Source organism: Pseudorhizobium tarimense (assembly GCF_022968135.1).
Lineage (GTDB): Bacteria > Pseudomonadota > Alphaproteobacteria > Rhizobiales > Rhizobiaceae > Neorhizobium > Neorhizobium tarimense.
Genome location: NZ_JALJRA010000005.1, coordinates 145868 through 171799, shown reverse-complemented (window position 1 = coordinate 171799; position 25932 = coordinate 145868). Strand labels below are relative to the sequence as shown.

General features: G+C 61.1%; 29 protein-coding genes and 1 pseudogene. 9 read left to right on the top strand and 21 right to left on the bottom strand.

Annotated features, from left to right (window positions below):
* The first annotated feature begins 10 nt into the window (after positions 1-10).
* Positions 11-214 (top strand): hypothetical protein, encoded by a 204-nt coding sequence (locus MUU54_RS07540; RefSeq protein WP_247243420.1) that lies wholly within the window; start codon positions 11-13, stop codon positions 212-214.
* A gap of 71 nt (positions 215-285) precedes the next feature.
* On the opposite strand, the gene MUU54_RS07535 is transcribed toward MUU54_RS07540, so the two are convergent.
* Positions 286-1053: an SDR family oxidoreductase gene (locus MUU54_RS07535; protein ID WP_247243419.1), complete on the bottom strand. Its 768-nt coding sequence runs from the start codon at positions 1051-1053 to the stop codon at positions 286-288.
* Between the two features lie 169 nt (positions 1054-1222).
* Positions 1223-2263: a glutamine synthetase beta-grasp domain-containing protein gene (locus MUU54_RS07530; protein ID WP_247243418.1), complete on the bottom strand. Its 1041-nt coding sequence runs from the start codon at positions 2261-2263 to the stop codon at positions 1223-1225.
* Between the two features lie 389 nt (positions 2264-2652).
* On the opposite strand from MUU54_RS07530, the gene MUU54_RS07525 reads away from it, so the two are divergent.
* On the top strand, positions 2653-2832 hold the full coding sequence (locus MUU54_RS07525) for a DUF2735 domain-containing protein (RefSeq protein WP_247243417.1): 180 nt from the start codon (positions 2653-2655) through the stop codon (positions 2830-2832).
* Between the two features lie 122 nt (positions 2833-2954).
* Positions 2955-3494: an SDR family oxidoreductase gene (locus MUU54_RS07520; RefSeq protein ID WP_247243416.1), complete on the top strand. Its 540-nt coding sequence runs from the start codon at positions 2955-2957 to the stop codon at positions 3492-3494.
* 180 nt (positions 3495-3674) lie between these two features.
* On the opposite strand, the gene MUU54_RS07515 is transcribed toward MUU54_RS07520, so the two are convergent.
* A complete protein-coding gene (locus tag MUU54_RS07515; RefSeq protein ID WP_247243415.1) occupies positions 3675-4094 on the bottom strand; it encodes a hypothetical protein in 420 nt (139 codons plus the stop codon).
* Positions 4095-4306: 212 nt separating this feature from the next.
* Between MUU54_RS07515 and MUU54_RS07510 the strand changes: the two are divergent.
* Together MUU54_RS07510 and MUU54_RS07505 are read left to right on the top strand one after the other, a co-directional pair.
* Positions 4307-5179, top strand: a pseudogene (locus MUU54_RS07510) (SbmA/BacA-like family transporter); the annotation flags it as partial.
* 318 nt (positions 5180-5497) lie between these two features.
* A complete protein-coding gene (locus MUU54_RS07505) occupies positions 5498-7012 on the top strand; it encodes a S10 family peptidase (protein WP_247243414.1) in 1515 nt (504 codons plus the stop codon).
* Positions 7013-7046: 34 nt separating this feature from the next.
* On the opposite strand, the gene pcaF is transcribed toward MUU54_RS07505, so the two are convergent.
* From pcaF to pcaD, 13 genes are all read right to left on the bottom strand, one after another.
* Complete coding sequence (gene pcaF, locus MUU54_RS07500; RefSeq protein WP_247243413.1) at positions 7047-8252, bottom strand: 3-oxoadipyl-CoA thiolase; 1206 nt, start codon at positions 8250-8252, stop codon at positions 7047-7049.
* Positions 8253-8261: 9 nt separating this feature from the next.
* Positions 8262-8963: a 3-oxoacid CoA-transferase subunit B gene (locus MUU54_RS07495; protein WP_247243412.1), complete on the bottom strand. Its 702-nt coding sequence runs from the start codon at positions 8961-8963 to the stop codon at positions 8262-8264.
* Positions 8960-9667, bottom strand: a complete 708-nt coding sequence (locus tag MUU54_RS07490; protein ID WP_247243411.1) for a 3-oxoacid CoA-transferase subunit A — start codon at positions 9665-9667, stop codon at positions 8960-8962. The genes MUU54_RS07495 and MUU54_RS07490 overlap by 4 nt, the downstream gene beginning before the upstream one ends.
* A gap of 36 nt (positions 9668-9703) precedes the next feature.
* Positions 9704-10420, bottom strand: coding sequence for an ABC transporter ATP-binding protein (locus tag MUU54_RS07485; protein ID WP_247243410.1), 717 nt, complete (start codon positions 10418-10420; stop codon positions 9704-9706).
* Positions 10401-11165, bottom strand: a complete 765-nt coding sequence (locus MUU54_RS07480; RefSeq protein ID WP_247243409.1) for an ABC transporter ATP-binding protein — start codon at positions 11163-11165, stop codon at positions 10401-10403. The genes MUU54_RS07485 and MUU54_RS07480 overlap by 20 nt, the downstream gene beginning before the upstream one ends.
* Positions 11162-12166 carry a branched-chain amino acid ABC transporter permease gene (locus MUU54_RS07475; RefSeq protein ID WP_247243408.1) on the bottom strand — a complete coding sequence of 335 codons (1005 nt, stop codon included), beginning with the start codon at positions 12164-12166 and terminating at the stop codon, positions 11162-11164. Before MUU54_RS07475 ends, MUU54_RS07480 begins: the two co-directional genes overlap by 4 nt.
* On the bottom strand, positions 12166-13029 hold the full coding sequence (locus MUU54_RS07470) for a branched-chain amino acid ABC transporter permease (protein ID WP_247243407.1): 864 nt from the start codon (positions 13027-13029) through the stop codon (positions 12166-12168). Before MUU54_RS07470 ends, MUU54_RS07475 begins: the two co-directional genes overlap by 1 nt.
* 79 nt (positions 13030-13108) lie before the next feature.
* Entirely contained in the window at positions 13109-14281 is a 1173-nt protein-coding gene (locus MUU54_RS07465) for an ABC transporter substrate-binding protein (protein WP_247243406.1), read from the bottom strand.
* Between the two features lie 116 nt (positions 14282-14397).
* A complete protein-coding gene (locus MUU54_RS07460) occupies positions 14398-15465 on the bottom strand; it encodes a 3-carboxy-cis,cis-muconate cycloisomerase (RefSeq protein WP_247243405.1) in 1068 nt (355 codons plus the stop codon).
* 10 nt (positions 15466-15475) lie between these two features.
* A complete protein-coding gene (pcaG, locus tag MUU54_RS07455) occupies positions 15476-16093 on the bottom strand; it encodes a protocatechuate 3,4-dioxygenase subunit alpha (RefSeq protein WP_247243404.1) in 618 nt (205 codons plus the stop codon).
* A gap of 1 nt (position 16094) precedes the next feature.
* Complete coding sequence (gene pcaH / locus MUU54_RS07450; RefSeq protein ID WP_247243403.1) at positions 16095-16835, bottom strand: protocatechuate 3,4-dioxygenase subunit beta; 741 nt, start codon at positions 16833-16835, stop codon at positions 16095-16097.
* Positions 16816-17250 (bottom strand): 4-carboxymuconolactone decarboxylase, encoded by a 435-nt coding sequence (pcaC, locus tag MUU54_RS07445; protein ID WP_247243402.1) that lies wholly within the window; start codon positions 17248-17250, stop codon positions 16816-16818. Before pcaC ends, pcaH begins: the two co-directional genes overlap by 20 nt.
* On the bottom strand, positions 17231-18052 hold the full coding sequence (pcaD, locus tag MUU54_RS07440) for a 3-oxoadipate enol-lactonase (protein ID WP_247243401.1): 822 nt from the start codon (positions 18050-18052) through the stop codon (positions 17231-17233). The genes pcaC and pcaD overlap by 20 nt, the downstream gene beginning before the upstream one ends.
* A gap of 91 nt (positions 18053-18143) precedes the next feature.
* Here pcaD and pcaQ point away from each other — a divergent pair, with 91 nt between their 5' ends.
* Entirely contained in the window at positions 18144-19070 is a 927-nt protein-coding gene (gene pcaQ / locus MUU54_RS07435; RefSeq protein WP_247243400.1) for a pca operon transcription factor PcaQ, read from the top strand.
* A 10-nt stretch (positions 19071-19080) separates the two neighbouring features.
* Here pcaQ and ocd read toward each other — a convergent pair whose 3' ends face one another.
* The gene (ocd, locus tag MUU54_RS07430; RefSeq protein WP_247243399.1) at positions 19081-20148 is read right to left on the bottom strand and encodes an ornithine cyclodeaminase; all 1068 of its coding nucleotides are present in this window, start codon (positions 20146-20148) and stop codon (positions 19081-19083) included.
* On the bottom strand, positions 20148-21068 hold the full coding sequence (gene rocF, locus MUU54_RS07425) for an arginase (protein ID WP_247243398.1): 921 nt from the start codon (positions 21066-21068) through the stop codon (positions 20148-20150). Before rocF ends, ocd begins: the two co-directional genes overlap by 1 nt.
* Positions 21069-21182: 114 nt before the next feature.
* On the opposite strand from rocF, the gene MUU54_RS07420 reads away from it, so the two are divergent.
* Entirely contained in the window at positions 21183-21623 is a 441-nt protein-coding gene (locus tag MUU54_RS07420; protein WP_247243519.1) for an Lrp/AsnC family transcriptional regulator, read from the top strand.
* Between the two features lie 12 nt (positions 21624-21635).
* On the opposite strand, the gene MUU54_RS07415 is transcribed toward MUU54_RS07420, so the two are convergent.
* Complete coding sequence (locus MUU54_RS07415; RefSeq protein WP_247243397.1) at positions 21636-21965, bottom strand: hypothetical protein; 330 nt, start codon at positions 21963-21965, stop codon at positions 21636-21638.
* 124 nt (positions 21966-22089) lie between these two features.
* Between MUU54_RS07415 and MUU54_RS07410 the strand changes: the two genes are divergently transcribed.
* Entirely contained in the window at positions 22090-23349 is a 1260-nt protein-coding gene (locus MUU54_RS07410) for a glycerate kinase type-2 family protein (protein ID WP_247243396.1), read from the top strand.
* Here the strand turns inward: MUU54_RS07410 and MUU54_RS07405 are convergent.
* Positions 23263-24234: a helix-turn-helix domain-containing protein gene (locus tag MUU54_RS07405; protein ID WP_247243395.1), complete on the bottom strand. Its 972-nt coding sequence runs from the start codon at positions 24232-24234 to the stop codon at positions 23263-23265. The two genes, MUU54_RS07410 and MUU54_RS07405, sit on opposite strands and share 87 nt — an antisense overlap.
* Positions 24235-24343: 109 nt before the next feature.
* Here MUU54_RS07405 and pobA point away from each other — a divergent pair, with 109 nt between their 5' ends.
* Complete coding sequence (pobA, locus tag MUU54_RS07400; RefSeq protein ID WP_247243394.1) at positions 24344-25513, top strand: 4-hydroxybenzoate 3-monooxygenase; 1170 nt, start codon at positions 24344-24346, stop codon at positions 25511-25513.
* A gap of 7 nt (positions 25514-25520) precedes the next feature.
* Here the strand turns inward: pobA and MUU54_RS07395 are convergent, their stop codons facing one another.
* The gene (locus tag MUU54_RS07395; protein ID WP_247243393.1) at positions 25521-25931 is read right to left on the bottom strand and encodes a TIGR02588 family protein; all 411 of its coding nucleotides are present in this window, start codon (positions 25929-25931) and stop codon (positions 25521-25523) included.
* Position 25932: the final 1 nt, after the last annotated feature.

The window sequence follows — 25932 nt, the reverse complement described above, 5'->3', positions numbered from 1 at the left end:
GGAGCATGGCGTGGCTTTCAACTCATTCGTTGCCGCCCTCGCACGTCTGCGCGAGCGCTGGTCCGGTGGCACAGGCGGCAGGAGGACCGAACCCAGCGTTTGCCCGTCACAGCTGACAGCCCGGCAACTGCTGGACCAGCACCTGATGCGCGACATCGGCTTTCGCCAAGACCGATGGACCAGTTGGCGCGGCAAGACGTTTCTGGACATCTGATCCGGAAGACAACCAAGAGGATTTATCTCCTCGCAAGTAGGCTTGCGAGGAGGATTGCCAGCACTGCCTCGCTAGATAACGGCGCTCATGCCGCCGTCGACGTAGATGATCTGGCCGTTGACGTAGTTCGAAGCATCGGCGGCGAGGAAGACGGCCGCGCCGATCAGTTCCTCCGGCTTGCCCCAGCGACGCGAAGGCGTGCGCCCCTTTACCCAGCTATCGAATTCCGGATTGTCGATCAGCGCCTGATTCATGTCCGTCAGCATGTAGCCAGGACCGATTGCATTTGCTTGAACGCCGTGCTCTGCCCACTCGGCGGCCATCGCCTGCGTCAGCGTCTTGATGCCGCCCTTGGCCGCCGTATAGGGGGCGACGGTCGCCCGGCCAAGGCCGCTCATCAGCGAGCCAATGTTGATGACCTTGCCGCGCTTGCGCGGCAGCATCCGTTTGGCAGCTTCGCGCGAAACGAGGAAGGCGCTGGTCAAGTTTGTATCGATGACGCGCTGCCAGTTGGCGCTATCGAGTTCGACGATCGGCTTGCGATACTGAATGCCGGCATTGTTGACGAGGATGCCGATTTCTTTGCCTGCCGCATCGAGCCGTTCGAACGCAGAAACCACCGCCGCTTCATCGGTTACGTCGAACGCAGCAGTGCCAACATCGACACCTTGTCCGCGGAGTGCCGCTGCAGTTTCCTCCAACCGCGCCTCATTCACGCCATTGAGCACGACGGAGGCACCAGCCTCAGCAAGTCCTCGCGCGATGGCAAGACCGAGACCTCGGGAGGAGCCGGTTACCAGCGCGGTTCGGCCTTCGAGGCTGAAGAGGGGGGTGTTCATGAAGCTGATCTCCCGATGCAAGTGATGCGATGGTTTCCCTTACGTGTCGGGATCCATCCGTGTCCAGCCACGGGAACGCTAGAACGATCGGTACGAGCTTGCGGCGCAGGCCTATGAATGCTCGCGCGGGGGAGAACGGCGCTGGTGATCCCAGCGCCGTTCAAAGACCTTAAGCAGCGCTGCGGCTGTACTGTTCGGTCGGAACTTCCGAAATCGTCTTCAGGACGACAGAAGCGATCTGGTAAGGGCAACCCTGCGAGTTCGGGCGGCGGTCTTCCAGGTAGCCACGGTAGCCGTTGTTGACGAAGGAGTGCGGAACGCGGATCGAGGCGCCGCGGTCGGCAACACCATAGGAGAACTTGTTCCACGGCGCCGTCTCGTGTTTGCCGGTCAGGCGCATGTGGTTGTCGGGGCCGTAGACGTCGATGTGCTCCTTCCAGTTCTTTGCGAAAGCGGCCATGAGCGCTTCGAAATACTCCTTGCCACCGACTTCGCGCATGAACTTGGTGGAGAAGTTGCAGTGCATGCCCGAACCGTTCCAGTCGGTGTCGCCGAGCGGCTTACAGTGGAATTCGACGTCGATGCCGTATTTTTCGCAAAGACGCAGCAGCAGGTAGCGAGCAATCCAGATTTGGTCAGCGGCCTTCTTGGAGCCCTTGCCGAAGATCTGGAATTCCCACTGGCCCTTGGCCACCTCGGCGTTGATGCCTTCGTGGTTGATGCCGGCTTCGAGGCAGAGATCGAGGTGCTCTTCAACGATCTCGCGGGCGATCGAGCCGACGTTCTTGTAGCCGACGCCCGTGTAATACGGACCCTGCGGGGCCGGGTAGCCCTGCTCGGGGAAGCCGAGCGGACGGCCGTTTTCATAGAAGAAGTATTCCTGTTCGAAACCGAACCAGGCATCTTCGTCGTCGACAATCGTGGCGCGGCTGTTGGAAGCGTGCGGCGTCACGCCGTCCGGCATCATGACTTCGCACATTACGAGAGCGCCGTTGGTCCGAGCGGGATCAGGATAGATCGCAACCGGCTTCAGCACGCAGTCCGAAGAGTGGCCTTCGGCCTGCATGGTCGACGAGCCGTCGAAGCCCCAGAGCGGCAGCTGCTCCAAAGTCGGGAAGGAATCGAATTCCTTGACCTGCGTCTTGCCGCGCAAGTTTGGAACGGGGGTGTAGCCGTCAAGCCAAATGTACTCGAGCTTGTATTTTGTCATCGCACTCTCTCTTCAATGTGCTGCGTCAGTGAGCGCCGCCCGGCCTAGAGGGTCCGTCATGGCCTCGGCGGTCGGTGGATGACAGAGACAATGCATAACCCGTGCCAGTTTCGCGCCTCCAGCGTGCCAAGGCTAAACTTTCGGCATGTTAGAGGGTGCTGCCGCAGCGCTTGCCGCCGACAATTCAATGATTTAGCTGCCCATCTGAGCCTTCAAGCCCGTTCGTGGACGCTCATCGCGGAGGAACGGAGTAGAGCGAAGGGCGTTAGACCAGAGAGCGGCTCGAAGTCGCGACCTCCGCCGTCTGTCGCCTAGGGCTGACTATTTTCGATGCAGATGCGCAAAAACTGTGCTACATTAACACCGTCAATACCGCCACAAGGAACAGCATGATGACTCCAGATGTTGAGCGTGTATCAGCGAAGATCTACCAGTTCCCCATCAAGCGGATGAGCCTGCGATCAGCGGAGACCCAGCCTCCTGCCGACTACTGCGCCGCAGCGCTCGATAGCTGCTGGTACCATGATGAAGCGGTACGGCAGGAGCGGACGCCACCTCGCCACGATTGAAGCTTCAAGCGAATTGCCGCTTTGTTGGAAAAAACCGGCCTTTTTCCGACCACAGGCTGCTACTGGAATGAACCATACCTCCTGTCAGCGCGTAGCATGACGTTAGTGACTGGGGGTGCGTGATGAATTCGCCAAGGGGCAGCAACGTTCAGTCGAAGCTGGCTTGGGTTAGAGGAGCCAGCTCCGGCCTAGGGCGTGCTGTGGCCTTGAGGTTGGGCAACGAAGGCTGGACAGACGCCGTCAGCGCCCGCAGCGCCGGCAAGCTTGCGGAACTCGAAGCGCTTCGGCCGGGCCGGATCTTTTCCTTCCCCCTCGACGTGACGGAACAGGAGGCGGTCCCGACGACGGTGGACAGGATCGAACAGGCGCTTGGCCAAATTGCTCTCGCCCTCCTTTCTGCCGGCAGCTACAAGCGCGACAGCGCCACACGCTTCAAAGGATCAGCGCTTGCCGATGTCATGGAGCTGAACGTGGTGGGCACCGGGTATTGCATGGACGCAGCTATCCCGCGGATGGTCGCGCGCCGGGCCGGCCATACTGCCGTCATCGCGTCCGTGGCCGGCTATGTCGGCTTGCCAGGCGGCGCGTTCTACGGCGCGCCGAAGCGGCTCTCCACATCCTGTGTGAGGGGCTCTACCCCGAACTTGAGCGGGAAGGCGTGAAGCTGACGGTCGTCAATCCCGGCTTTGTGATGTTGTCGCCACCATTTCAATTACGGGGAGAAACCCCAAATCACCCCTTGCCCGACAAGCAGACAGTGAACCACTACTTGCCCCTCGCGCCAATGACTTCAAGCTATTGGAGGCGAAGAAAGAGAACTTACAGCCGGTATACCGCATACGCTAGCGGCACCGCGTAACCCGGTTAATGCTCGACGGGCGCTCTTGTTCCTCCAGCCACAACGCAAGCGCTCGAACCATGGAGAGTCGAAGACTGGCATCCCTGATCAGAGCGCGAGCCAAAGCGGTTCCTTCTCCAGAAAATCCCATCTCTGAAGCAATCTCGTCGGGTCGGACATTGCGCTTCACCATGATCCGCTGGACGCGAGCTTTGGTCGATTGAAGCAGATACCGGCCGTTTGCCACCAGCGGCGCTTCCCCTTGCGGGAAAAACATAACCTGGTCACGTGGAAGAGTTCGGAGAAATTCAGCCCGCTCTTCCTCGCTCGCCTTCGACCAAGTTTTGCGCAGCTTTTCCAGCCGCGGCCTTTCCGCATCCTGCTCGCGAGCATCTTCATCGCGATGCTTCTGCTTCTTCGGCATCCGCCTCTTCTTTACTTTCGCTGGAGGATGAAACGGCTGAACCGCTTGCTAGCGACGAGCTTGACGCACGTCAACAGCAGCAGATTGATCTGGTTCATCGTTTTTGAATGGGATGAGGCTATGACAGTAGAACTTGTCCACCACTTTCGGAACTTCGGGTGATGCAGCAGGATCGTCAATAGACCTCTAAAGAAGAGGTCCGAGAATTCGCTCTGCCCTTCTCCAGTCAACTTGGGAAGATGCTCGGCGCCTTCTGGCATTCGTCCGTGCGCAACTGGGTCCTCGGCTACACGGTCGCTCTTCTGACTATCATCCTGACCACGGTTTACGCGCAGTATCGCCTGAACCAGTGGAACGTGCCCTTCTATAATGCGCTCGAGCGCCGCGACATGCTCGCCTTCTTGTATCAGCTGCAGGTGTTTGCCGTGTTGGCGGGCCCGCTCCTCGTCTTGAACGTTATCCAGGCCTGGCTGAACCAGATCACGGCGCTTTACATGCGCGAGGGTCTGACGCGCGACCTTGTCGATCTCTTGCTGAAGCCAAGGCGTGCATTGCGGCTTGCCCATCTCGGCGCGGTCGGCGTCAATCCGGACCAGCGACTGCATGAAGATGCGCGCAACTTGTCGGAACTCACGACCTCCCTTGCGATCGGTCTGGTCAACTCCAAGGTCCTGCTTGCGAGCCTACATCGGCGATTATCGATGATCTCCTCCACCTTCCGCTTTGACCTCGGAGGTGGCGAAATCGCAATACCCTGTTACATAGTATGGGCAGCCCTTCTGTATGCAGGACTGGCTTCGCTCCTCAGCAACATCGTCGGTCGCAGAATGCCCTCTCTGAATGCTGATCGCATTCCAAGGAAGCAGAGCTTCGGTTCGCCCTGATGCATGCCAACGAAAACCTCGTCGGGCTCTCGGCTATACCAACCTCACCTGGGTCTCCGCTGTTTCGGTTGGCTCTCGACCGTCCCGCCGATCCTGATCGCCGCGCCGGTCTACTTTGCCGGAAACCTCACATTCGGCGGCCTAATGATGGCGGTTGGTGCATTCAACCAGGTCAATGCGGCGCTGCGGTGGTATGTCGACAAACGGAGACGGCGCAGTTAACGCAAATGAGCTCCAGATCTTCATCGATATCCTTGCCAAGGCAGGACGACCCCAGGCGCAGAAGATAAGGGCGGCGGCCTGATAAGGTTTCGCCTTTGCCCGCGTCGACAAGAATGGCGACGGTCGGATAACGGCGGCAGAGATCGCTGCGCTTCAGTAGAGGCGACGCCGCAAGGACAAGGCAGGTGCATCGTCCACCGCCGGTAGCCAGTCACGAAAGGATCAACGGTAATTGAGATGCCCAGCCTGCGCCCCTGCCCTAGATGGAGTGTAACCACCTCGTCTCGGGAGATTGTCTTGTTCTTCAAACCTGTCCTGTCGTGCTTGCTCGCCCTGCTTCTGCTTTCGCCGCTGACGGCGCTGGCGCAGGAACCAGCTGCACAAGAGCGCTCGGCCGCACAGTCGGAGGGGCAAGGTCTCCTGGATCTCCTGCCGGCGGACTCCGTGACGCATCACGTGCTTCAGACACGGAAAGGCGAATTGCGCTACACCGCAACCGCCGGCACGCTTGACCTGATCGGGCAGGACGGCAAGCGGAATGCCAAGATCTTCTATACAGCCTATCTGCAAGAAGATCGCCCCCCCGATCGGCCGGTCACCTTTGCCTTCAACGGCGGCCCTGGCGCTGCTTCGGCCTACCTGCATCTCGGTCTCGTCGGCCCGAAGATCCTTCCCTTCGACGGGGATAACGCTGATGGCACACAGCCACAGCTGAAGGACAATCCGGAAAGCTGGTTAGCCTTCACCGATCTCGTTCTGATCGACCCCACTGGTACCGGCTGGAGCAGGGCCGTCAGCGACGACGCGGCGGAGCGCTATTTCAACGTCCGCCAGGATGCCGAGAGCATCGCCAAGGCAATCACTCTTTACGTCCAGAAGAACAACCTTCTGACGGCGTCGAAGTACCTGCTCGGTGAAAGCTATGGCGGCTTCCGGGCCGCCAAGGTGGCGCTCGCCATGAAGAACAGCCAGAACATGATCCCAGCCGGCATCATCATGATTTCGCCGCTCATCGAGGGCCGTTTTCTGTTCGGTCTTGACCAGGACCCGCTTGCTTCGTCGCTACAGTTCCCCTCGCTCGCCGCAGCAGAGCTCGAGCGCAAGGGTGCCTTCTCCCTCGATGCGGTGCCGGCAATCGAGCGGTTCGCCATGACGGACTATCTGATGACGCTTGCCGGCCCAATTCAGACCGGCGCGGAGGCGCAGGCATTTTACCAGCGTGTGGCCGAACTGACGGGTCTCCCCCTTGCAGCCGTTGAGCGGACGCACGGGTTTGTCGGCGATATCTATGCCAAGGAGGCGGGCGGTGCCGGACGCATCGTCAGCCCTTACGACGCAGGTGCCTCGCTGCCCGATCCTTATCCAGAATCCAGCACGGCACGCAACGACGACCCGGTTCTGGACGGCTATACCCGCGCCTACGGCTCCGCCTTCGCCAACTACGCCCGTGACACGCTGGGCTTCGACACGCCGATGACCTACACCCTGCTGAACGAGGACGTAAACCGTCGCTGGGAATGGAACGGCAGCCACGGCGAAAGCCGTGCCACAGCAAGCGTCTCCACCGACATCCGCGACCTTCTCTCCGTCATCCCGTCCTTCCGGCTGATGGTGGCGCACGGCTATAGCGACATTCTCACGCCCTATGGGATGAGCGGCTATGTTCTAAGCCATCTTCCGCCGGAACTCGCCCGGGATCGGACAAGCCTGGAACTCTATCGCGGCGGACACATGTTTTACACGCGTGACGAGGAGCGCCGGGCGATCTTCGAGGACGCCCGGAGCTTCTACCAAGCTGACATGCAGGACTGAGCGGGCTGCGAAGCCGAACGGAACCGAGGCTTGCTCACACCCGCTCCATCACGACCGCAATCCCCTGCCCGACGCCGATGCACATGGTGGCAAGCGCATAGCGGGCGCCAGTCTCCTTCAGCTCAACCGCTGCGGTGCCGGCGATGCGGGCGCCGGACATGCCGAGCGGATGCCCGAGCGCGATGGCGCCCCCATTGCGGTTCACGCGGGGATCGTCGTCGGCGATGCCGAGGTCCCGCAAGGTAGCGATCCCCTGGCTGGCGAAAGCTTCATTGAGTTCGATCACGTCCATCTGCTCCTGCGTGAGACCGAGGCGGCCGAGCAGCTTCTTCGACGCGGGTGCAGGGCCGAAGCCCATGATACGCGGCGGAATACCGGCGGTAGCCCCGCCGAGTACACGTGCGATCGGCTTAAGGCCATATTTCTTGGCAGCCGCTTCCGATGCGATGATCAGTGCTGCTGCACCATCGTTCACACCAGACGTGTTGCCCGCCGTCACTGTGCCGCCTTCGATCTTGTTTACGGGCTTGAGCTTCGCAAGCGCCTCCATGGAGGTGGCGCGCGGATGCTCGTCGCGGTCCACGATGACCGGGTCGCCCTTGCGCTGAGGAACACTGACGGAGGTGATCTCCTTTGCCAGCCGGCCGTTCGCCTGCGCCTGTGCCGCCTTCTCTTGGCTACGCACAGCAAAGGCGTCCTGATCTTCACGGGAAACCTTGAAGTCGATCGCGACGTTGTCGCCGGTCTCCGGCATGGAATCGACGCCGTATTGCTTCTTCATCAGCGGATTGACGAAACGCCAGCCGATCGTTGTGTCGTAGATCTCTGCATTGCGGGAAAAGGCGGTTTCGGCCTTCGGCATGACAAAAGGCGCGCGGCTCATGCTCTCTACCCCGCCGGCAATCATAAGCTCCGCCTCGCCGGCCTTGATTGCCCGGGCGGCCGTCAACAGGGCATCCATGCCGGAGCCACAAAGACGGTTGATCGTCGTGCCGGTGACGGAAACGGGGAGACCTGCCAGCAGAGACGCCATGCGCGCAACATTGCGGTTGTCCTCGCCGGCCTGGTTGGCGCAGCCATAGATCACATCCTCGACGGCTTCCCAGTCGACGGAAGGATTGCGCTCCATCAGCGCCTTCAGCGGCACGGCACCGAGGTCGTCGGCCCGGACGGAAGAGAGAGCCCCGGCAAAGCGGCCGATCGGCGTGCGGATATAGTCGCAGATATAGGCTTCGGTCATTTTCAATCCTCAGAGTTCCGGCACGACGAGATCGGCGACGGCGCCATCCGTGTGCAGCGGTGCGCCCGTCATCGCCTGCAGTTCGTCCATGGTCATCGCCGCGAGCTTTTCACGGACGACGAATATGCCATCCTTGATGTCGATCACGGCATGGCTCGTGTAGACGCGAGTGATGCACGCAACCCCGGTCAGCGGGAATGTGCACTTCTCGACCAGCTTCGGCTTTCCATCCTTGGTGACGTGCTCGGTGATGACGAAGACTTGCTTCGCACCATGCACGAGATCCATGGCGCCGCCGACGGCTGGAACACCCTTTGAGCCGACGCGCCAGTTGGCGAGATCGCCGTTCTGAGCAACCTGGTACGCGCCCAGGATCGCAACATCCAGATGACCGCCCCGCACCATGGCGAAGCTGTCGGCATGATGGAAGAAGGCAGCACCGGGCTTCAGCGTCACTGCCTTCTTGCCGGCATTGATCAGATCCCAGTCCTCTTCGCCCTCAGGCGGCGCTTTGCCGAAGTTGAGAATGCCGTTTTCGGTATGGAAGATCGCCTTCCGGCCCAGCGGCTGGAAGCGGGCGACCATCTCGGGAAAACCGATCCCGAGATTCACGTAGGCGCCATCCATGATGTCCTGCGCCGCGCGCCAGGCGATCTGGGCGTTGGACAGCTTGATATCGTCACGGATATTGATCGTGGGAGCATCGGTCATGCGTAGGCCACTCCGGCTCGGATGAGCTCTTCTTCCTGTTGCGGGTTGGCAACCTCGACGACTGCATCCACAAAGATCCCGGGCGTCACCACATGCTCCGGATCGATCTCACCGGCAGCGACGACTTTTGAAACCTGAGCGATCGTCTTGGCGGCAGCCATGCACATCAGCGGATTAAAGTTGCGACCGGCCTTGTTGTAGGTAAGGTTGCCGTAGGTATCGCCCAGCTGCGCCTTGACGATAGCGAAGTCGGCCTTGAGCCATCGCTCCTGAACATAGGGGCGGCCATCGAATTCCGCGATCACCTTGCCTTCGGCCAATTCGGTCCCATAAGCGGTCGGGGTATAAAAGGCCGGAATGCCGGCGCCACCGGCGCGGATTCGCTCTGCGAGCGTGCCCTGCGGCACAAGTTCCAGCTCAATCTCTCCGGCCAGATATCTGTCAGTGAAGGCACGCGGATCGGAAGAACGCGGGAAGGAGCAGATCATCTTCCTGACCATCCCAGCGTCGATCATCGCTGCAATGCCGATCCGCCCATTGCCCGCATTGTTGTTGATCACCGTCAGGTTCTTTGGACCCTGGTCGATCATGGCGTGGATGAGCTCGATCGGCGCGCCGGAGCCGCCGAAGCCGCCGATCATGACGGTTGCTCCGTCTGTGATCTGGGAGACGACTTCTGCCGCGCTCCGCACTGTCTTGTCCATCTGTACTCTCCCAATGCGCTTTGCCGAGACTGTACCCTAGTGGAGACCGCCGACGCCAAGCAGCCTATCGACGGTATCGTGATCCCTGGCCAATGCCGTTGGGGTACCCGACCAGGCGATCCTGCCCCGCTCCATGACGATCACGTGGTCGGCAAAGTCGAGCGCGCTCTGGATCCGTTGTTCTACGAGCAGGATCGTCATGTTGCCGGATTGTGCGAGCCGCGCGAAAGCGGCCATCAGTTCCTCGCAGATAACCGGCGCCAGCCCCTCCAGCGGTTCGTCGAGAAGAAGCACGCTCGGCTGCCCCAGAATGCTGCGTGCGGTCGAAAGCATCTGCTGCTCGCCACCCGACAGTTGGCTGCCGAGGTTGCGGCGACGCTCCTTCAGCCGCGGAAACATTTCATAGGCTTCTTCGACATCAGTCTTCGGCCGACCCTTCAATCCGACGAAGAGATTTTCCTCCACCGTCAGCGTCGGAAACACGTCCCGGGTCTGCGGAACATAGCCGAGGCCGAGGCGAGCGCGTGCCGCACTCGGCTCACGCGCAATGTCGCGTCCGCCAAGCCGGATCGCGCCGCCATAGCGTTTGGTCTGTCCCGCGAGCGTTGCAAAAAGGCTTGTCTTGCCCATGCCGTTGCGGCCAAGAACTGCAAGACGCGACCCGGCAGCAACGGAGAAGGAGACGCCTTCTACGACGCGCGTCGGGCCATAGCCGGCCGACAGGTCTTCGATATCAAGCGGCGCTGCCGACATTCGCATAGCTCCCGAGATAAGCTTCCCGCACGCGGGCATCTTTTGTGACGTCCTGAGGCGATCCGTCGAAGATCACGGTTCCGGCTGCCAGCACGATGACGCGCTTGGCAAAGCGAAACACCAGGTCCATGTCGTGCTCGATCATCAGAACCGCCAAGTCCGGCGGCAGCTTATCTAGCGCCTGTTCAATACGTGCCGTTTCGCTTTGCGGCACGCCGGCAGCTGGCTCGTCGAGCAGCAGCACCTTTGGCCGCAACGCCAGCGCGAGCGCAATTTCCAGCAGGCGCTGTTGCCCGTAGGCGATCTCGCGCACCTTCAGATGCGACAGCTCGAGCAGACCGAGCAGGTCGAGGATATCGCGCACCTCGTCCATCACCTCCGGCATGGCCTGGTAGCGCCCGACCATCCGCCCGGATTTGCCTTCCCGCTGAAGGACCGCGAGCGCCAGATGCTCCTCCGGCGTCATTCCGTAGAACAGGCGCGTCACCTGGAACGAACGAACCAACCCGAGGCGCACACGCTCCATGGCGTTGCGCCGCGTCACATCCTGGCCTGCCAGGCGCACGGTTCCGGAATTGGGAAGAAGGTTCCCCGTAACGAGATTGACGAAAGTCGTTTTCCCGGCGCCGTTCGGGCCAATGAGCGCTAGGCGGTCCCCCGCCGCAAGAGAGAGCGAAACGTTGTTGGTGACTGCGAGGCCTCCGAAGCTCTTGTTGAGGTTTTGGACTCCAAACAGGGGAATCATGCGCGCCCTCCCTTCAATCTTTGGACCAGGGCGGCGGCCGTCCCATAGAGACCTCTCGGCGCAAAGAGCACGACCGCAATCAGCAGAGCGCCCACCATGGTGAGCCAGTGGAAGGGATTGGCTGCGGACACGACATCTTCGAACCACATGAAGGAAACGGTCCCGACCAGCGCGCCGTAAAGGCTGCCCGTTCCGCCGAGCACCAGCATCACGAGCGACTCCGCGGAAAGCGTGAACGACAGGCTGTCGAGCCCGACCACCTGAGTTGACATGGCGCTGAGCGCACCGCCAATCCCCGCCACGACGCCGGAGATCACATACATCCGCAGCAGCACCGATTGAACCGAAGCACCCATGGCCGAAATGCGCAGCGGATCCTCCCGCACGCCACGGGCCAGCATGCCGAAGGGCGAGCGCACGAGGAGCTGCAGGAGAACGAAGACGATCAGCAGGAGAGCCAGCCCGTAAATATAGGCCGTGCGCCCCCAGAGGTCGAACTCGAACAAGCCGAGCAAGGCCGTCGGCGCGATACCGGAGAGGCCATCGCTGCCGCCGGTCCAGGAGGATGCCTTGTTGGCGGCTTCGTGGAAGAGGTGGATCACCGCGATAGAAAGCACCAGTTGCGGCAGGCCATGCGCACGCAGGATGATCAGGCCCGAGACCAATCCGGCGACTGCGCCCGCCAATGCGCCAACGAGAGTCATCAGCAGCGGGTCGGAGATTCCGTAATGTGCCGAAGCAATCCCCGCCGCATAGGCGCCGGCGCCGAACAAGGCTGCATGACCGAGCGTGGCGACGCCGCAATAGCCCGTCACGAGGTCGATCGACAGCACCAGCAGGGCAGTAGCGATGATGCGCGTCAGGAGCGCCAGGTTGTTCGGGAACAGGTAGTAGCCGATGATCCCGATCACGATGATGGCGGCGATGCCGATCAGGCTGCCGGTGATGTTTCGGCGCGCCGGTGCACCGGCCGCAAGTGTTTGAGTCGTGCTGGCCGCCATTATTTAAACCGCCCTGCAAGGCCGCGCGGGAAGAGGATGACGATGACGATCACCGCAAGGTAGAAGAAGAACTCACCATACTCAGGAGCGAGGTAACGGCCGGTCGTGTCGATTGCGCCGAGCAGAAGACAGGCCAGCAGCGCACCCGGAATTGAGCCCGCGCCACCCACGGAAACGACGACGAGGAAGGTGACCATGTAGCGAAGGGCGTAATAGGGCTCGACCGGAAGAAGCTCGGCCCCGACAACGCCGCCGAGTGCGGCAAGGCCAATCGCGACGGCAAAGCTGACGGCGTAGACGATCTCCGTCCTAACGCCGAGTGCTGCGGCCATGGCCGCATTGTCCACTGCGGCGCGTAGCTTGATCCCGAAAGCCGTCTTCTCAATCAGGAACCACAATGCCGCCGCAACCACTAGGCCGCAGATGATGGCAAAGATCCGATGTGTCGCAATCGACCGGAAGCCGAGATCCACCGACCCGCGCAGAGTGTCCGGCAGCGGGATCGTCTTCAGCGTCGGCCCGAAGACGAAGTTGGCGATGCCGATGATGCAGAAGGTGATGCCGATCGTCATCAACACCTGCGTGAGCTCTGGCGCACCGTATACACGCCTGTAAAGCAGCCGCTCTATTGGGATCGCAATCAGCACCGTGCCGGCCACCGCAAGCAACACCGCAGCCGCATATCCGAGACCAAGGTCGCGCGCGGCATAGGAGGCGACATAGCCGCCGATCATGGCAAATGCGCCATGAGCCAGGTTGACGACGCGCATCAATCCCATCGTGACGGAAAGGCCGATCGAAATCACGAACAGCACCATTCCGTAAGCCAGCGCGTCGACGGCTATGCTGAACACGGTCTGCATCGGCGCCACTCTCTCCCATTCTTGCGATCAGGCGCGCAACCGCTCAAGGTTCCGCGCCTGATCCACTGTCTAGCTAATGTTACTTCGCAGCTTCGAGACCCGGATCGCCCTGCTTCTCGAAGGTCTGGATCTCCTTGTTGAAATAGGAGCCGTCATCAGCCTTTGTCACTTCGCGCAGATAGATGTTCTGCATGATGTGACGGCTTTCCGGATCGACAGTGACCGGCCCGCGCGGGCTCGTCCAGGACAAGCCCTTTACGGCCTCCACCGCCTTTTGAGCATCCTGTTCGCCACCCGTGGCTTCGATCATCTTTGCGATCACATGCATGCCATCGAATGCGCCGACGGCCGGGAACGAGAGTTCCGCCGGATTGCCAATGGCCTTCTGTGCCGCAGCCACGAACTCCTTGTTCTCCGGAGAGTCGTGCGAGACGGCGTAGTGGAAGGTCGTCTGCATGCCGAGCGCCTGATCACCAAGAGCCGGCAGATCGGATTCCTGCGTAAGGTCACCGGGAGCGAACAGCTTGATGCCCGCATCCTTGAGGCCGTTCTGGTTGAACGCCTTGACGAAGCCGAGCGTGGTCGGACCCGACGGCAAGAATGCAAAAACGGCTTCCGCACCGGAATCTTTCACGCGCTGCATGATCGGCGAGAAGTCGTTGGTCGACAGCGGCATGCGAATCGCCTCAACGACCTCACCGCCTTCTTTCTCGAAGGCCGCCTTGAAGGCGTTTTCGGCGTCAACGCCCGGACCATAGTCGCTGACGATGGAGATGACCTTGTTGACGCCTGCATCCTTGGCAACCTTGGCGATCGGCGTCGACGTCTGCCAGGTCGTGAACGAGGTGCGCACCACATAAGGGCTCTTCGTGACGATGGCCGAGGTCGCGGCATTCATCACCACCATCGGCACATTGCCCTGCTCGAGAATGGGGGTCGCTGCCGTGGCGTCTGGTGTGAAGTAGAAGCCGGCAAGATACTGGACCCCTTCCTTGACGACCAGTTCTTGCGCGAGCGCCTTCGACTGCGCCGGATCCGGCTGCGGTACGTCGCGGTAGATGACCTCGATAGTATCGTCGCCGGCGGTGTTGCCGTGGAGCGCAAAATAGGCGTCGATGCCCGCCTTGAAGTTCTTGCCCTGCAGGGCGAACGGCCCGGAAAACGGTCCGATGACGCCGACCTTGATTGTGTCGGCATAAGCGGCGCTCGACAAAACGAAAGCCGCAATGGTTGTAGTGATGAGCTTCTTCATGTTTCCTCCCTGTGCCGACCGTCCGTGTCTGGACGTCCTCTTATCAGCTTTCTGGTGCTTCAACCTTGCCACACGAAGTGGTAATGTAAAATGAAATACTGGCCAACATTCATATCCTACGAGTTATGAATTTGAGAGCCAAGCGAACGGATATTTGTCAGAAGCTCCGTTGCGATCCGCAACGCCGCGCCCGCTGCCATCACCATCTGCGGCAGAATGAGCCACTCCAGCGTCCACGCGGCACCGGAGCGCTCCTGTTCGTGAACCAGCGAATGATGCAGACCGGATACTTGCGTGGCATTAAAGCGGGCCAGCGAAACCAGCACCTCCGCCCCGACCGGGTTCTGCTTATGCGCCATCGCGGACGATCCGCCTCCGCCGGAAAGTTCAATTTCCCCGCCAGACTGCGCCAGCAGGGCAACGTCCTGCCCGAGTTTTCCCAGGCTCCCCGTGATCAGCGACAGCAGGCCCGCGAACTCTGCAACGCGATCCCGCTGGCTTTGCCACTGCGGCTCGTCCGCAAGGCCTAGTTCGCTGGCTACTGCAAGGCGAATGACCGGCCCCTTGTCACGGAGCTTGTCCAGGTTCCCTACAGCGCCGCCCAACTGAACCGGAAAACCTTCGGCGGCAAATTGCTCCAGTCGCTGGCGGTGCCGCTGAAGCGGCTCCCGCCATGCGCGAAGCCGGTCCTCGACGCTGATCGGCATTGCAGCCTGCATCCGCGTGCGGCCCATCATCCGGTGCGATCCGATTTGATCCTGAAGCCTCTCGAAGCCTTCGTCGAGGCCCGAAAGGCGTCCCAGAAACATGCGACAGACCTGCTGCAGCCGCAGCATCAGGCCCGTGTCGATGACATCCTGGCTGGTGGCACCGAAATGGACATAGCTCTCGAGCTCCTTGCCGACCGCCGACCGCAGCTGCCTCACGAACTCCGGCACGACCACGCCATCCTTGGCCGTCCCTGCCCGCAGTGCGGACATGTCCGGGACGAAGGTGGTGCACACCTCCCCGATCCGCTCGGCGGCGGCGACCGGAACAAGACCAGCGGCCGCCTCTGCATTGGCGAGTGCTCGTTCGAAGCCGAGCATGGCGGCAATGTCCGCTTCCACCGAGAAGAAGCCGGCCGTCTCGTCGTCCCCCAGGAGCGCCGAAAGAAACGGATGAGTGAAGGCAGAAGAACTCATGACGGTCCGATCAGATGTCGAAGAAGATCGTTTCCTTATCACCCTGCAGATGGATTTCGAACCTAACTTCGTTCCCCTCGCGCTTGCCGATCAGCGTCGGAACCCGGACCCGGTGCTCGATGCGCGCCAGGATCGGATCCTCCGCATTCGCCTGCTCCTCGTCGGAGAAGTACATGCGCGTGTTCAGCCCGAGGTTGATGCCGCGCGCCACAATCCAGAACGTGACATGCGGCGCCATCAGCCGCCCGTCACGGAACGGCACCCTGCCAGGCTTGATGGTCTCGAAGACAAATTCGCCGGTCTCCATATCTCCCGGGCAGCGAGCCCAGCCGAAGAAGTTCGGGTCCGCCTTGCCGCGCGTCTCCGAGGGGCTGTTGTAGAGTCCATCCGCATCCGCCTGCCAGATCTCCACCAGTGCATCTTTGAGCGGCGTGCCGGCGCCATCGATCACTTGACCGCGGATGGTGATCCGCTCGCCTCGCGTCTGGTCGTTGACCAAGGAACCCGAGCCGAGATCCTTGTCGTAGACGCCGTGGATGCCGGTGAAGTTCGGTGTACAGCCGATGTGCACATAGGGACCCGCGGTCTGGGAGGCGGTTTCCTTCAGATAACCAAGTGCCTGAGCCATGTCAGTTCCCCTCCTTGCGGTTCTCAAACAGGGTCGAGCGACGCCCGCGCAGCACGATGTCGAACTTGTAGGCCCGCATATCGTGCGGGATGGTGTTGTTCATGTCGAGCGGCGCGATGAGGCGCTTGATCGCCTCCTCGTCTGGAATGGTCTTCACGATCGGGCAGATCCAGATCAGCGGATCGCCTTCGAAGTACATCTGCGTGACGAGACGTTGAGCAAAGCCGTGACCGAAGACGGAGAAGTGAATATGCGCCGGCCGCCAGTCGTTGACGCCATTGGGCCACGGATAGGGGCCGGGCTTGATCGTCTTGAACCAGTAGGAGCCGTTCTCGTCGGTGATCGTCCGGCCGAACCCGCCGAAGTTCGGATCGAGCGGCGCAAGATACGTTTCCTTCTTGTGGCGATAGCGCCCGCCGGCATTCGCCTGCCAGAACTCCACCAAGGCACCGGCGACGCCGATACCGCGCTCGTCGAGGACGCGGCCATGGACGAGAATGCGCTGGCCGATCGGCCCCTCGCCCGGCTTCGCATAGTTGACGATCAGATCGTTGTCGAACTCGTTGAGAATGCTGTGGCCGAAGACAGGACCCGTGGTTTCGCTCTTCGTCCCTTCGAGCGAAATCAGGGCGCGCTGCGGCGAGCGCAGGACCGTCGTCTTGTACCAGGGCGTATAGGCGGGCGGGTGCATGTCCCGGTCGCGTGCGAAAAAGGGTGTGGTCTCAGGCGGTGCGTTTCTCATCAGCGTCTCCCCCGGTGTCTGTCCCGGCCTCCATTTCCGAATAGATCGACTTGGCGATCTTGAAGGCATGATTGGCGGCCGGCACGCCGGCATAGACCGCCACATGCATCAGCGCCTCACAGATATCGTTCTTTGTCGCGCCGGTCCGGGCCGTTGCGCGAACATGCATTGCGACCTCGTCATAGTGCCCTCCAGCTGCCAGCAATGCGATCGTTACGATTGATCGCTCCCGCTTCGAAAGACCCGGGCGCGACCACAGCGAGCCCCAGGCGCCTTCGGTGATGAACGTCTGGAACGGCTTGTCGAACTCCGTCTCGTTTGCCAGAGCGCGATCCACGTGCGCCTCGCCAAGGACCTCACGTCGCGTTGTCAGGCCCTGACGATAACGGTCGGTTTCAACTGGCTTGTCCGTCATGATCTCGGTCCTTGACGTCGTTGATTATGAAACTTCTCACCGCGGCAGCGAACGCCGCCGGCGTTTCCGCGCAAGGAATGTGCGCCGCGCCCTCGATCACTTCGTATTGCGCGCCGGGGATGAGGTTGGCCAGAGATCGAACGAGGTCCGGCGGCGTCGAGCCGTCTTGATCACCGACGACACAAAGAACCGGCACCCGGATCGTCCGAGCCTCCTCGGTGAAATCTGCATCCCGGATGGCTGCGCAAGTGCCGGTGTAACCCTTGACCGGTTGGCGAAGCAGCATGTTGCAGTAGGCGCTGTAGGCAGCATTGTCCGGCCGGCGGAAGGGTTCCGTGAACCATCGGCCCATGATGTCGTCGAGAATCGCAGCGACACCGCCCTCTTCGATCGCGGCGATCCGCCTGCTCCACATCTCTGGTGTGCCAATCTTGTGGGCCGTATCGGCAAGCACCATCGCCTTCACCAGGTCCGGGCGCTGCGCATATAGACCTTGCGCAACCAGGCCGCCGACCGAAAGGCCACACAGTACAGCGTCGGAAAACTCCAGATGGTCGAGCAGCCCGACGAGGTCGGCAACATGATCTCCGATGCCGTAGGGCGGACTGGCAAGGTCGGAAAGCCCATGACCCCGCTTGTCGTAGGTCACCACGGTGAAATCTTCGGCCAGCTTCGGCACCACCAGATGCCAAATCCGGCTGTCTGTCCCGAGCGAATTGATCAGCACGAGCACCGGACTGTCCGGCGCGGTCGCCGTCACCTGATAGGCAATCGTGACGCCATCAATGCGTACAAACTGCATGTGTCCATCCTCCCCTAAAGACATTGCCGCACAGAACTGGTTAGGTAAAATGACTTCGAAGCCACTTCCCTTAACTCATGGGTTATGACTGGTGATGGACTCCCGCGTCAAATTTCGTCACTTGCATACATTCCTAGAAGTTGCGCGCCAGAAGAGCGTCGTCAAGGCGGCAGAGCTGCTGCATGTCAGCCAGCCGGCGGTGACGAAGACAATCCGCGAGCTGGAGGAGGCGCTAGGCGTAGCAGTCTTTGAGCGGGAAGGCCGCGGTATCCGCATCACGCGCTACGGGGAGGTCTTTCTTCGGCACGCAGGCGCAGCCATAACCGCCTTGAGGCAAGGGCTGGACTCGGTTTCACAGGAACTGTCCGATGCCGCTCCGCCGGTCCGCGTTGGCGCTCTGCCGACGGTCTCGACACGGATCATGCCGCGCGCGATGACACTCTTCCTCCAGGAAGAGACGGGCAGCCGCATCAAGATCGTCACCGGCGAGAATGCAGTCCTGCTGGAGCAGTTGCGGGTCGGGGACCTGGATCTGGTCGTTGGACGGCTTGCGGCACCGGAGAAGATGACGGGCTTCTCGTTCGAGCACCTTTATTCCGAGCAAGTTGTTTTCACCGTGCGACCCGGCCATCCCTTGTTGGCAACGGGCGGATCAGTCTTCGAGACGCTGGAGCAATACCCGGTGCTGATGCCGACCCGGGGCTCGGTGATCAGGCCCTACGTCGAGCAGTTGCTGATCGCTAACGGCGTCGGCCGGCTGCCGCTGCAGGTGGAAACGGTGTCCCATGCCTTCGGACGCGCCTTTACCCGCTCAAGCGATGCCGTCTGGATCATCTCGCAAGGCGTCATCTCGGACGATCTGGCGGAAGGGCTGCTCAGCGCCCTACCTGTCGACACCAGCGAAACGAAAGGCCCTGTCGGCCTGACCCTTAAGGCAGACATACCACCGTCGGCCCCTCAAGCCATGCTGATGCAGACAATACGCCAAGCGGCTGAGGAGATCGTCCCGCGAGGCTGATTAATGAGAGCTAGGCCGTGTGCTGATGATCCAGCACCACCTGGCGGCGAAGCAGCATGCCGTAGAGGTCCCGGGGCTCATCGGGGTCAGCAAGCAGGTCAAGCTCGATGAAGTGCCGGCTTCCCGCCAGCTTGTCGCGCACGTAGCGCAAGGCGGAGAAGTCTTCCGTTGCAAAGCCCACGCTGTCGAAGAGTGTGATCTGCGCCTCGGACCGGCGACCTTCCAGCTCGCCGCTCATCACCCGCCACAGCTCCGTAACGGGATGATCCACAGCCAGTTGCTGTATCTCACCCTCGATTCTCGTTTGCGGCGGGTATTCGACGAAGATATCGGATCGCAGCAGGATATCCCGGTGCAGCTCGGTCTTCCCAGGGCAGTCGCCGCCGACGGCATTGATGTGAACACCCGGCCCGACCATGTTGTCGGTCAGGATGGTGGCGCACTGCTTGTCCGCTGTCGCGGTGGTGATGATGTCTGCGCCCTCCACAGCTTCCTCCGGCGACCCACACGCCATGATGTCGAGGCCTAAGCCTGAGAGGTTGCGCCTGCAGCGCTCTGTCGCGGAAGGGTCCAAATCGTAAAGACGGAGCGTGTCGATGCCGAGCAGGGCCTTGAAGGCGCGCGCCTGGAATTCGCTCTGGGCACCATTGCCGATCAGCGCCATGGTCGTGGAATCGGGACGCGCGAGATAACGAGCAGCCACCGCGGAGGTCGCGGCGGTCCTAAGTGCCGTGAGGATCGTCATCTCCGAAAGAAGCAGCGGATAGCCGCTCTCCACCTCGGCAAGAACGCCAAAGGCGGTTACCGTTTGGCGTCCGCTTCGAGTGTTCTTCGGATGCCCATTCACATACTTGAAGCCGTAGAGGCGGCCGTCGCTCGTCGGCATGAGTTCGATTACACCTTCCGCCGAGTGAGAGGCAACGCGTGGCGTCTTGTCGAAGTTCTCCCAGCGCAGAAAGTCTTCCTCGATGTACTGGGCAAGCTCCGCGAGAGAATGATCGATGCCGGTTTCCAGCACCAGATCCATCATGTTCTCGACGCTGACGAAGGGCACCAGGTTCAGGTTTTCGGTCGCCATCAGAAGCTCCTCGTCGGACGATCGAGGACCTTTCGACCCATCAGGCTGGCGGTCAGGTCGACGAGCAGCGTCGCGGTCCGTCCCCGTTCGTCGAGGAATGGGTTGAGTTCGACAAGATCAAGGCTGGAGACGAGGCCGCTATCATGCAGCATCTCCATCACCAGATGCGCCTCACGGAAGCTCGCACCGCCAGGAACGGTTGTCCCAACCGCTGGCGCGACGGCAGGATCGAGAAAATCGACGTCGAGGCTGACATGCAGCAGCCCATCGGCTTCGGCGACCTTTTCAAGAAATCCGCGAAGGAGCGCCGCAACGCCGTGTTCGTCGATCGAGCGCATGTCATGCACGGTGATCCCGGTGCGGGCGACCGCCTCGCGCTCGGCGGGATCGACGCTGCGGATACCGATCATGCAGACATTGCCGGGGTCGACGGGTGCCGCGAGCGGCGGAAACGAACCTGCGAAGCCCGCCTGGCCGGTGAAGTAGGCCACCGGCACGCCATGCAGGTTGCCACTCTCGGTCGTTTCCAGCGAATGGAGATCGGTATGCGCGTCCAGCCACAACACGAAGAGAGGGCGGCCTGTCTCTGCCGCCCGGCGGGCGACACCGGCAACCGTGCCGGCGGAAAGCGCGTGATCTCCCCCGAGAAAGATCGGCATGCCGTCACCGCTTTCCCGATAGGCAACCTCATCCAGCAGCCTCGTCCAGGCAGCAATCTCCGGAAGATGATGGATTGCGGCGTTCGGATGGCTGCAAGGCTGCAAGGCGGGCGGTGGAAGGTTGCCAAGCTCGTTGACTTGGTGGCCAAGTTCAGAGAGGGCCGCTTCAAGCCCGGCCACGCGCAGAGCGCTTGGGCCCATCTCGCAACCGAGGCGGGAGGCACCTTCCTGGATGGGTACTCCAATCAGCTTGCAGTGCATCGTGATCTCCTTTGGCGACAAAAGAATCACAAATATCTGGCGATTTGAACAATGCGATGTGCCATACTAGACTGCCTATCTTGCCAAACTGGGAGAATGGCGTATCGATCTGGCATGGACGAAATGGACGAAAAACTGATCACACTGCTGCGCCACGACGCGCGGCGCAGCATTTCGGATCTGGCACTGGAGTTGGGAGCGTCGCGAGCTACCATCCGCAGCCGCATCGGTAAGCTGGAGCGCACTGGCAGCATCATCGGCTACACCGCCGTTCTTCGGGCGGATGCTCTGGAGTCGGCCGTGCGGGGGATAATGATGGTCGAAATCGAAGGACGTGTAACGGATAGGGTAATCGCGGCACTGGGCGGCTTGCCAGAGATATCAGCCATCCACACCACCAACGGGCGCTGGGACCTGATCCTGGAGCTGCGAACGACAACGCTTGCCGACTTCGATAATGTGCTGCGACGGGTGCGCCTGATCCCGGGCATCACCGCAAGCGAGACCAGCCTTCTGCTTGCGACGCCGCGAAGTGCCAAGGCGCGCCTCGAATAAAGGGGATTATGATCAGGCGTCCAGCTCGGGAAAGCGCTGATGAAGCTCGTCCTTGCTTCGGCACACCGACTCGTCGGCATGCAGCGTCACCGCAATATTGTCCGCGACGTTCAGCGTCTCCTCGAAGCGAACGGGAACAGGCTCACCTTTTTTTCGCATCAGCGTGGCCTCGCTGCGGAAGCCATGCTTCAGCAGCCAATCCCGCGGCGCCGTTAGGCTTAGCGCCACGTGGATAGAGCCGTCGTCTTCCTTGCTCGCCTTCAACTTATAGGAGACGGGCGCGCGGTCGTTGCCGACGGCGATTTCTCCGGGGTAGCTAGCTTGCGTAAGATACTCGCTCATGCTCTCGTGCTCCTCGAAACGAAAAGGTCCGGGGACAACCGTCTCGTGCGCAGGTTGGTTCCGGCCACGGTAGCGGCAGAGACAATGCAGTTGTCCGGCACTTGCAGCAGGAAGAGGAGCTCCGATGAATGACCGGGATCTGCTGGCGACGCTTTTCCGAGCCGCAATCTCGGCGGCCGATCCACTGAACGGTATCCGCGCTCACCTGCCGACGCCTCCGAACATAGGCAAGACAGTCGTGGTCGGCGCCGGCAAGGGAGCTGCGCAGATGGCTGCCGCGCTTGAAAGCCTGTGGCCAGGACCGCTTTCGGGAGTGGTGGTTACCCGGTATGGCTACGGGTGCCGAACCCGCTCGATCCGCATTTTGGAAGCCGCCCATCCGGTGCCCGACGAGGCGGGGCTTGTCGCATCGGCAGAGCTAATGCGGACTGTACGCGACCTCACGAAGAACGATCTCGTCATCGCGCTGATCTGCGGCGGGGGCTCCGCTCTTCTCCCGTCACCTCCGGCGGGTTACTCGCTTGCCGACGAGATCATCCTCAACCAGAGACTCCTCGCTTCCGGGGCCCCCATCTCCGCGATGAATGCGATCCGGAAACACTTCTCCACCATCAAGGGCGGAAGGCTTGCGGCAGCGACGGCCGCTCGTGTGGTTTCCCTGATCGTATCGGATATCCCAGGGGACAATCCCGCCTTCGTTGCTTCCGGCCCGACCGTTCCGGACGATACGACGCGACAGCAAGCCCTGGATCTCGTCACTCAGTACCGAATCGACTTCCCACAGTCCATTCTCGCTCATCTGCTTTCTCCGGCAGCAGACGCGCCGCGTCCAGATAACCCTGTCTTCGCCAGCAACAGGCAGCACGTCGTTGCATCTGCGGGCCTCTCTTTGGAGGCCGCAGCCAAGCTTGCAGAGAGTCACGGCATCCAGGTTCACATCCTGTCTGATTCCATGGAGGGCGAAGCACAGGACGTGGCGCTGGTTCACGGAGCGATTGCTCGGGAAATCTGCCTGCGCGACCGTCCCTTCTCGCGGCCTGCCCTGCTCCTGTCCGGAGGCGAGACTACAGTGACCTTGGACGACTCTCGGGGAGGCAGAGGGGGCCGCAATGGTGAATTTGCTCTTTCCCTGGCTCTTTCAATCGATGGTCACGCGGTCACTGCACTTGCAGCAGACACCGATGGCACCGACGGGTCGGAAGATAATGCCGGTGCCTACTGTGACGGCACGACGGCCAAACGTCTGAAATCCGTCGGCCTCGACGGCCGCACCCTGCTTGCAAGCCATGACAGCTATTCAGGCTTCCATGCTCTCGGCGACCTCTTCGTCACGGGACCGACGGGCACGAACGTCAACGATTTCCGTGCCATTCTCATCCGCTGAAACGTCTCCGCTCAGCTTTCGCCTTTCGCTTCGACGGAAGGCACCGGGCGTCTGACCGGTTCTTTTGCGGAAACAGCGCGAGAAATAGCCAGCATCGGCAAAGCCCAGATCATCTGCGACCTGCTGGACTGTGGCCGGAGTGAATACCAGCGCACGCCGTGCCTCATCTATCACGCGCGACATGATGAGGTCATGGACGGTCATTCCGGTCACTTGGCGCACGATCCGGTTCAGATGCGTCGGAGACAGATTGAGACGCCGAGCGTACTCCGCAGCGGGCATTTGGCTCCGATAGCTCCTCCCGATCATTGCCTTGAGCGTCGACACCCGAGCAGAACTTGTATCGCCGGAAACTCCTATGTTTTGTGGCCCCGCCAGGCGACCCGCCAGTGTCAGGAGGGTTGTGAGGTAGGAGTCGATGAGATCGTTTCGGTCGCTCCGGCCGCTCTCGATCTCCTCCGCGAGGCGACGGATCGTGGTGTCGACATAGCCTTGGTCGCTGACGCCGCTGAGAGGCAGCATATGTGGCCGGCGGAGCCAAGCGTCGGGTCGCTTCAAGAGTTCGGCCGTCAACCGAAGCTGATCGGCGACCACGGTGATGACGAAGCCCTCAACATCCTTCGAAAAGCGGTAGCCGTGACTGATCCCGGGCGGCATCAGCACGACGCATGGGGGCGAAAGAGGAGAGGTGCTTTGACCAAGCAGAGCGTCCCCCGTGCCGTTGTGAATGTACAAGATCTGGAAGAAGTTGTCGTGCTTATGCAGCCCTATCTCCCACTGATAGGTTCTGCTTCGCGACGCGATCGTCTCGCAATGAACCCAGAAATCGAGCTTCTCCCGCGTTTGCTCTCCATACAGCCCAAACGTCGGAACGGAAGTCGTCATTCCGGAAAGCTCCTCGTAATGTTGTTTTTGTCCCATAAGAGGAGCCGAAAGTCCATTTCGAGAGTGGCACCTCCCGATTAGCATTTCGCAAGTTTGTGGGAGGATAATCATGCGAACGCAGGTCGCCATCATCGGGTCGGGCCCCTCTGGCCTGCTTCTTGGTCAGTTGTTGACGCAGGCCGGCATCGACAACGTTATCATCGACCGCGTAAGCAAGGACTACATTCTTCGCCGCGTACGAGCCGGGGTGCTCGAAGAAGGAATGGTGTCGCTTCTGGAACGTGCCGGCGCCGGCACCCGAATGCACGCGGAAGGCCTTCCCCATGAGGGCATATCGCTCGCCTTTGATGGTCGTGACCACCGCATCGACCTCTTCGCCCTGACAAACAAGCGAGTCATGGTCTACGGCCAGACCGAGGTGACCCATGATTTGATGGATCGGCGAGAAGCAGAGGGACGGCGCACAATCTATGAGGCCGAAGACGTTGTGCCCCACGATTTCGACGGCAATGGCCCCTTTCTGACCTACCAGAAGGACGGGCAGACGCACAGGATCGACTGCGACTTCATCGCAGGCTGCGACGGCTATCACGGCGTGAGCCGAAAGTCGCCCCCCACCAGCGCACTAACCACCTTCGAGAGGGTTTATCCGTTCGGCTGGCTTGGTATCCTCGCCGACGTGCCGCCGGTGAGCCATGAGCTGATTTACGCCAACCACCCGCGCGGCTTCGCGCTCTGCTCGATGCGCTCGCCGACCCGCAGCCGGTACTATATCCAGTGTGCCCTTGAGGAACGGATCGAAGATTGGAGCGATGATCGCTTCTACGAAGAATTGCGCCGCCGGTTGCCTGAGGAACAGGCCGAGGCCCTGGTAACAGGCCCATCATTTGAGAAGTCCATAGCACCCTTGCGTTCATTCGTGGCTGAACCCATGCGGTTCGGCAGGTTGTTTCTCGTGGGCGATGCGGCCCACATTGTGCCTCCCACAGGCGCAAAGGGGCTGAACCTCGCCGCGAGTGACGTCCACTACCTGTTCGAAGGGTTACAGGAGTTTTACGCGGAGAGCTCGCAGGCAGGCGTAGATGCCTATTCGGAGCGAGCACTGAAGCGAGTGTGGAAGGCCGTGCGCTTTTCTTGGTCAATGACGATGATGTTGCACCGCTTTCCCGACACCGGCGCCTTCGGACAGAAGATCCAGGAGGCCGAGCTTGATTACCTGGTTCACTCCAAGGCGGCTTCCACAGCGCTCGCGGAGAACTACGTCGGGCTGCCATATTGAAGCGTTCTTACGGCTCGGTATAGCCCACGGCACGGATGCGGATAACACCGCCGCTGGGGTTCTGCGTAAAGATCAGCCCCCCTTTGGAGCTGGAGCGCGCGGGTACATAGTCGAACGTCGTCTCCGCAGTCTCGGTGGGCTGTCCGGGACCCGCTAGCTCTCCGCGCACCTCGACGGCCGCAGCCGTGGAGGTGCCATCGTTGAAGATCTCGAACTCGACACGGAAGCCACCATCCACCTCGTGCGTCGCCACAACTTCAGAGCGGAACGCGGGTGACGTCTGCTGCTGAAAGATTGCTTCGCCGGCGATCCAGCCGATCATGCCAATGATGAGAAGCATGGAGATGATGCCAGTCGCCCATTCCAGCCAATGGGGTGCGGAGGCTTCTACATTGCCGCTCTTTGAGGTTACGGTCATG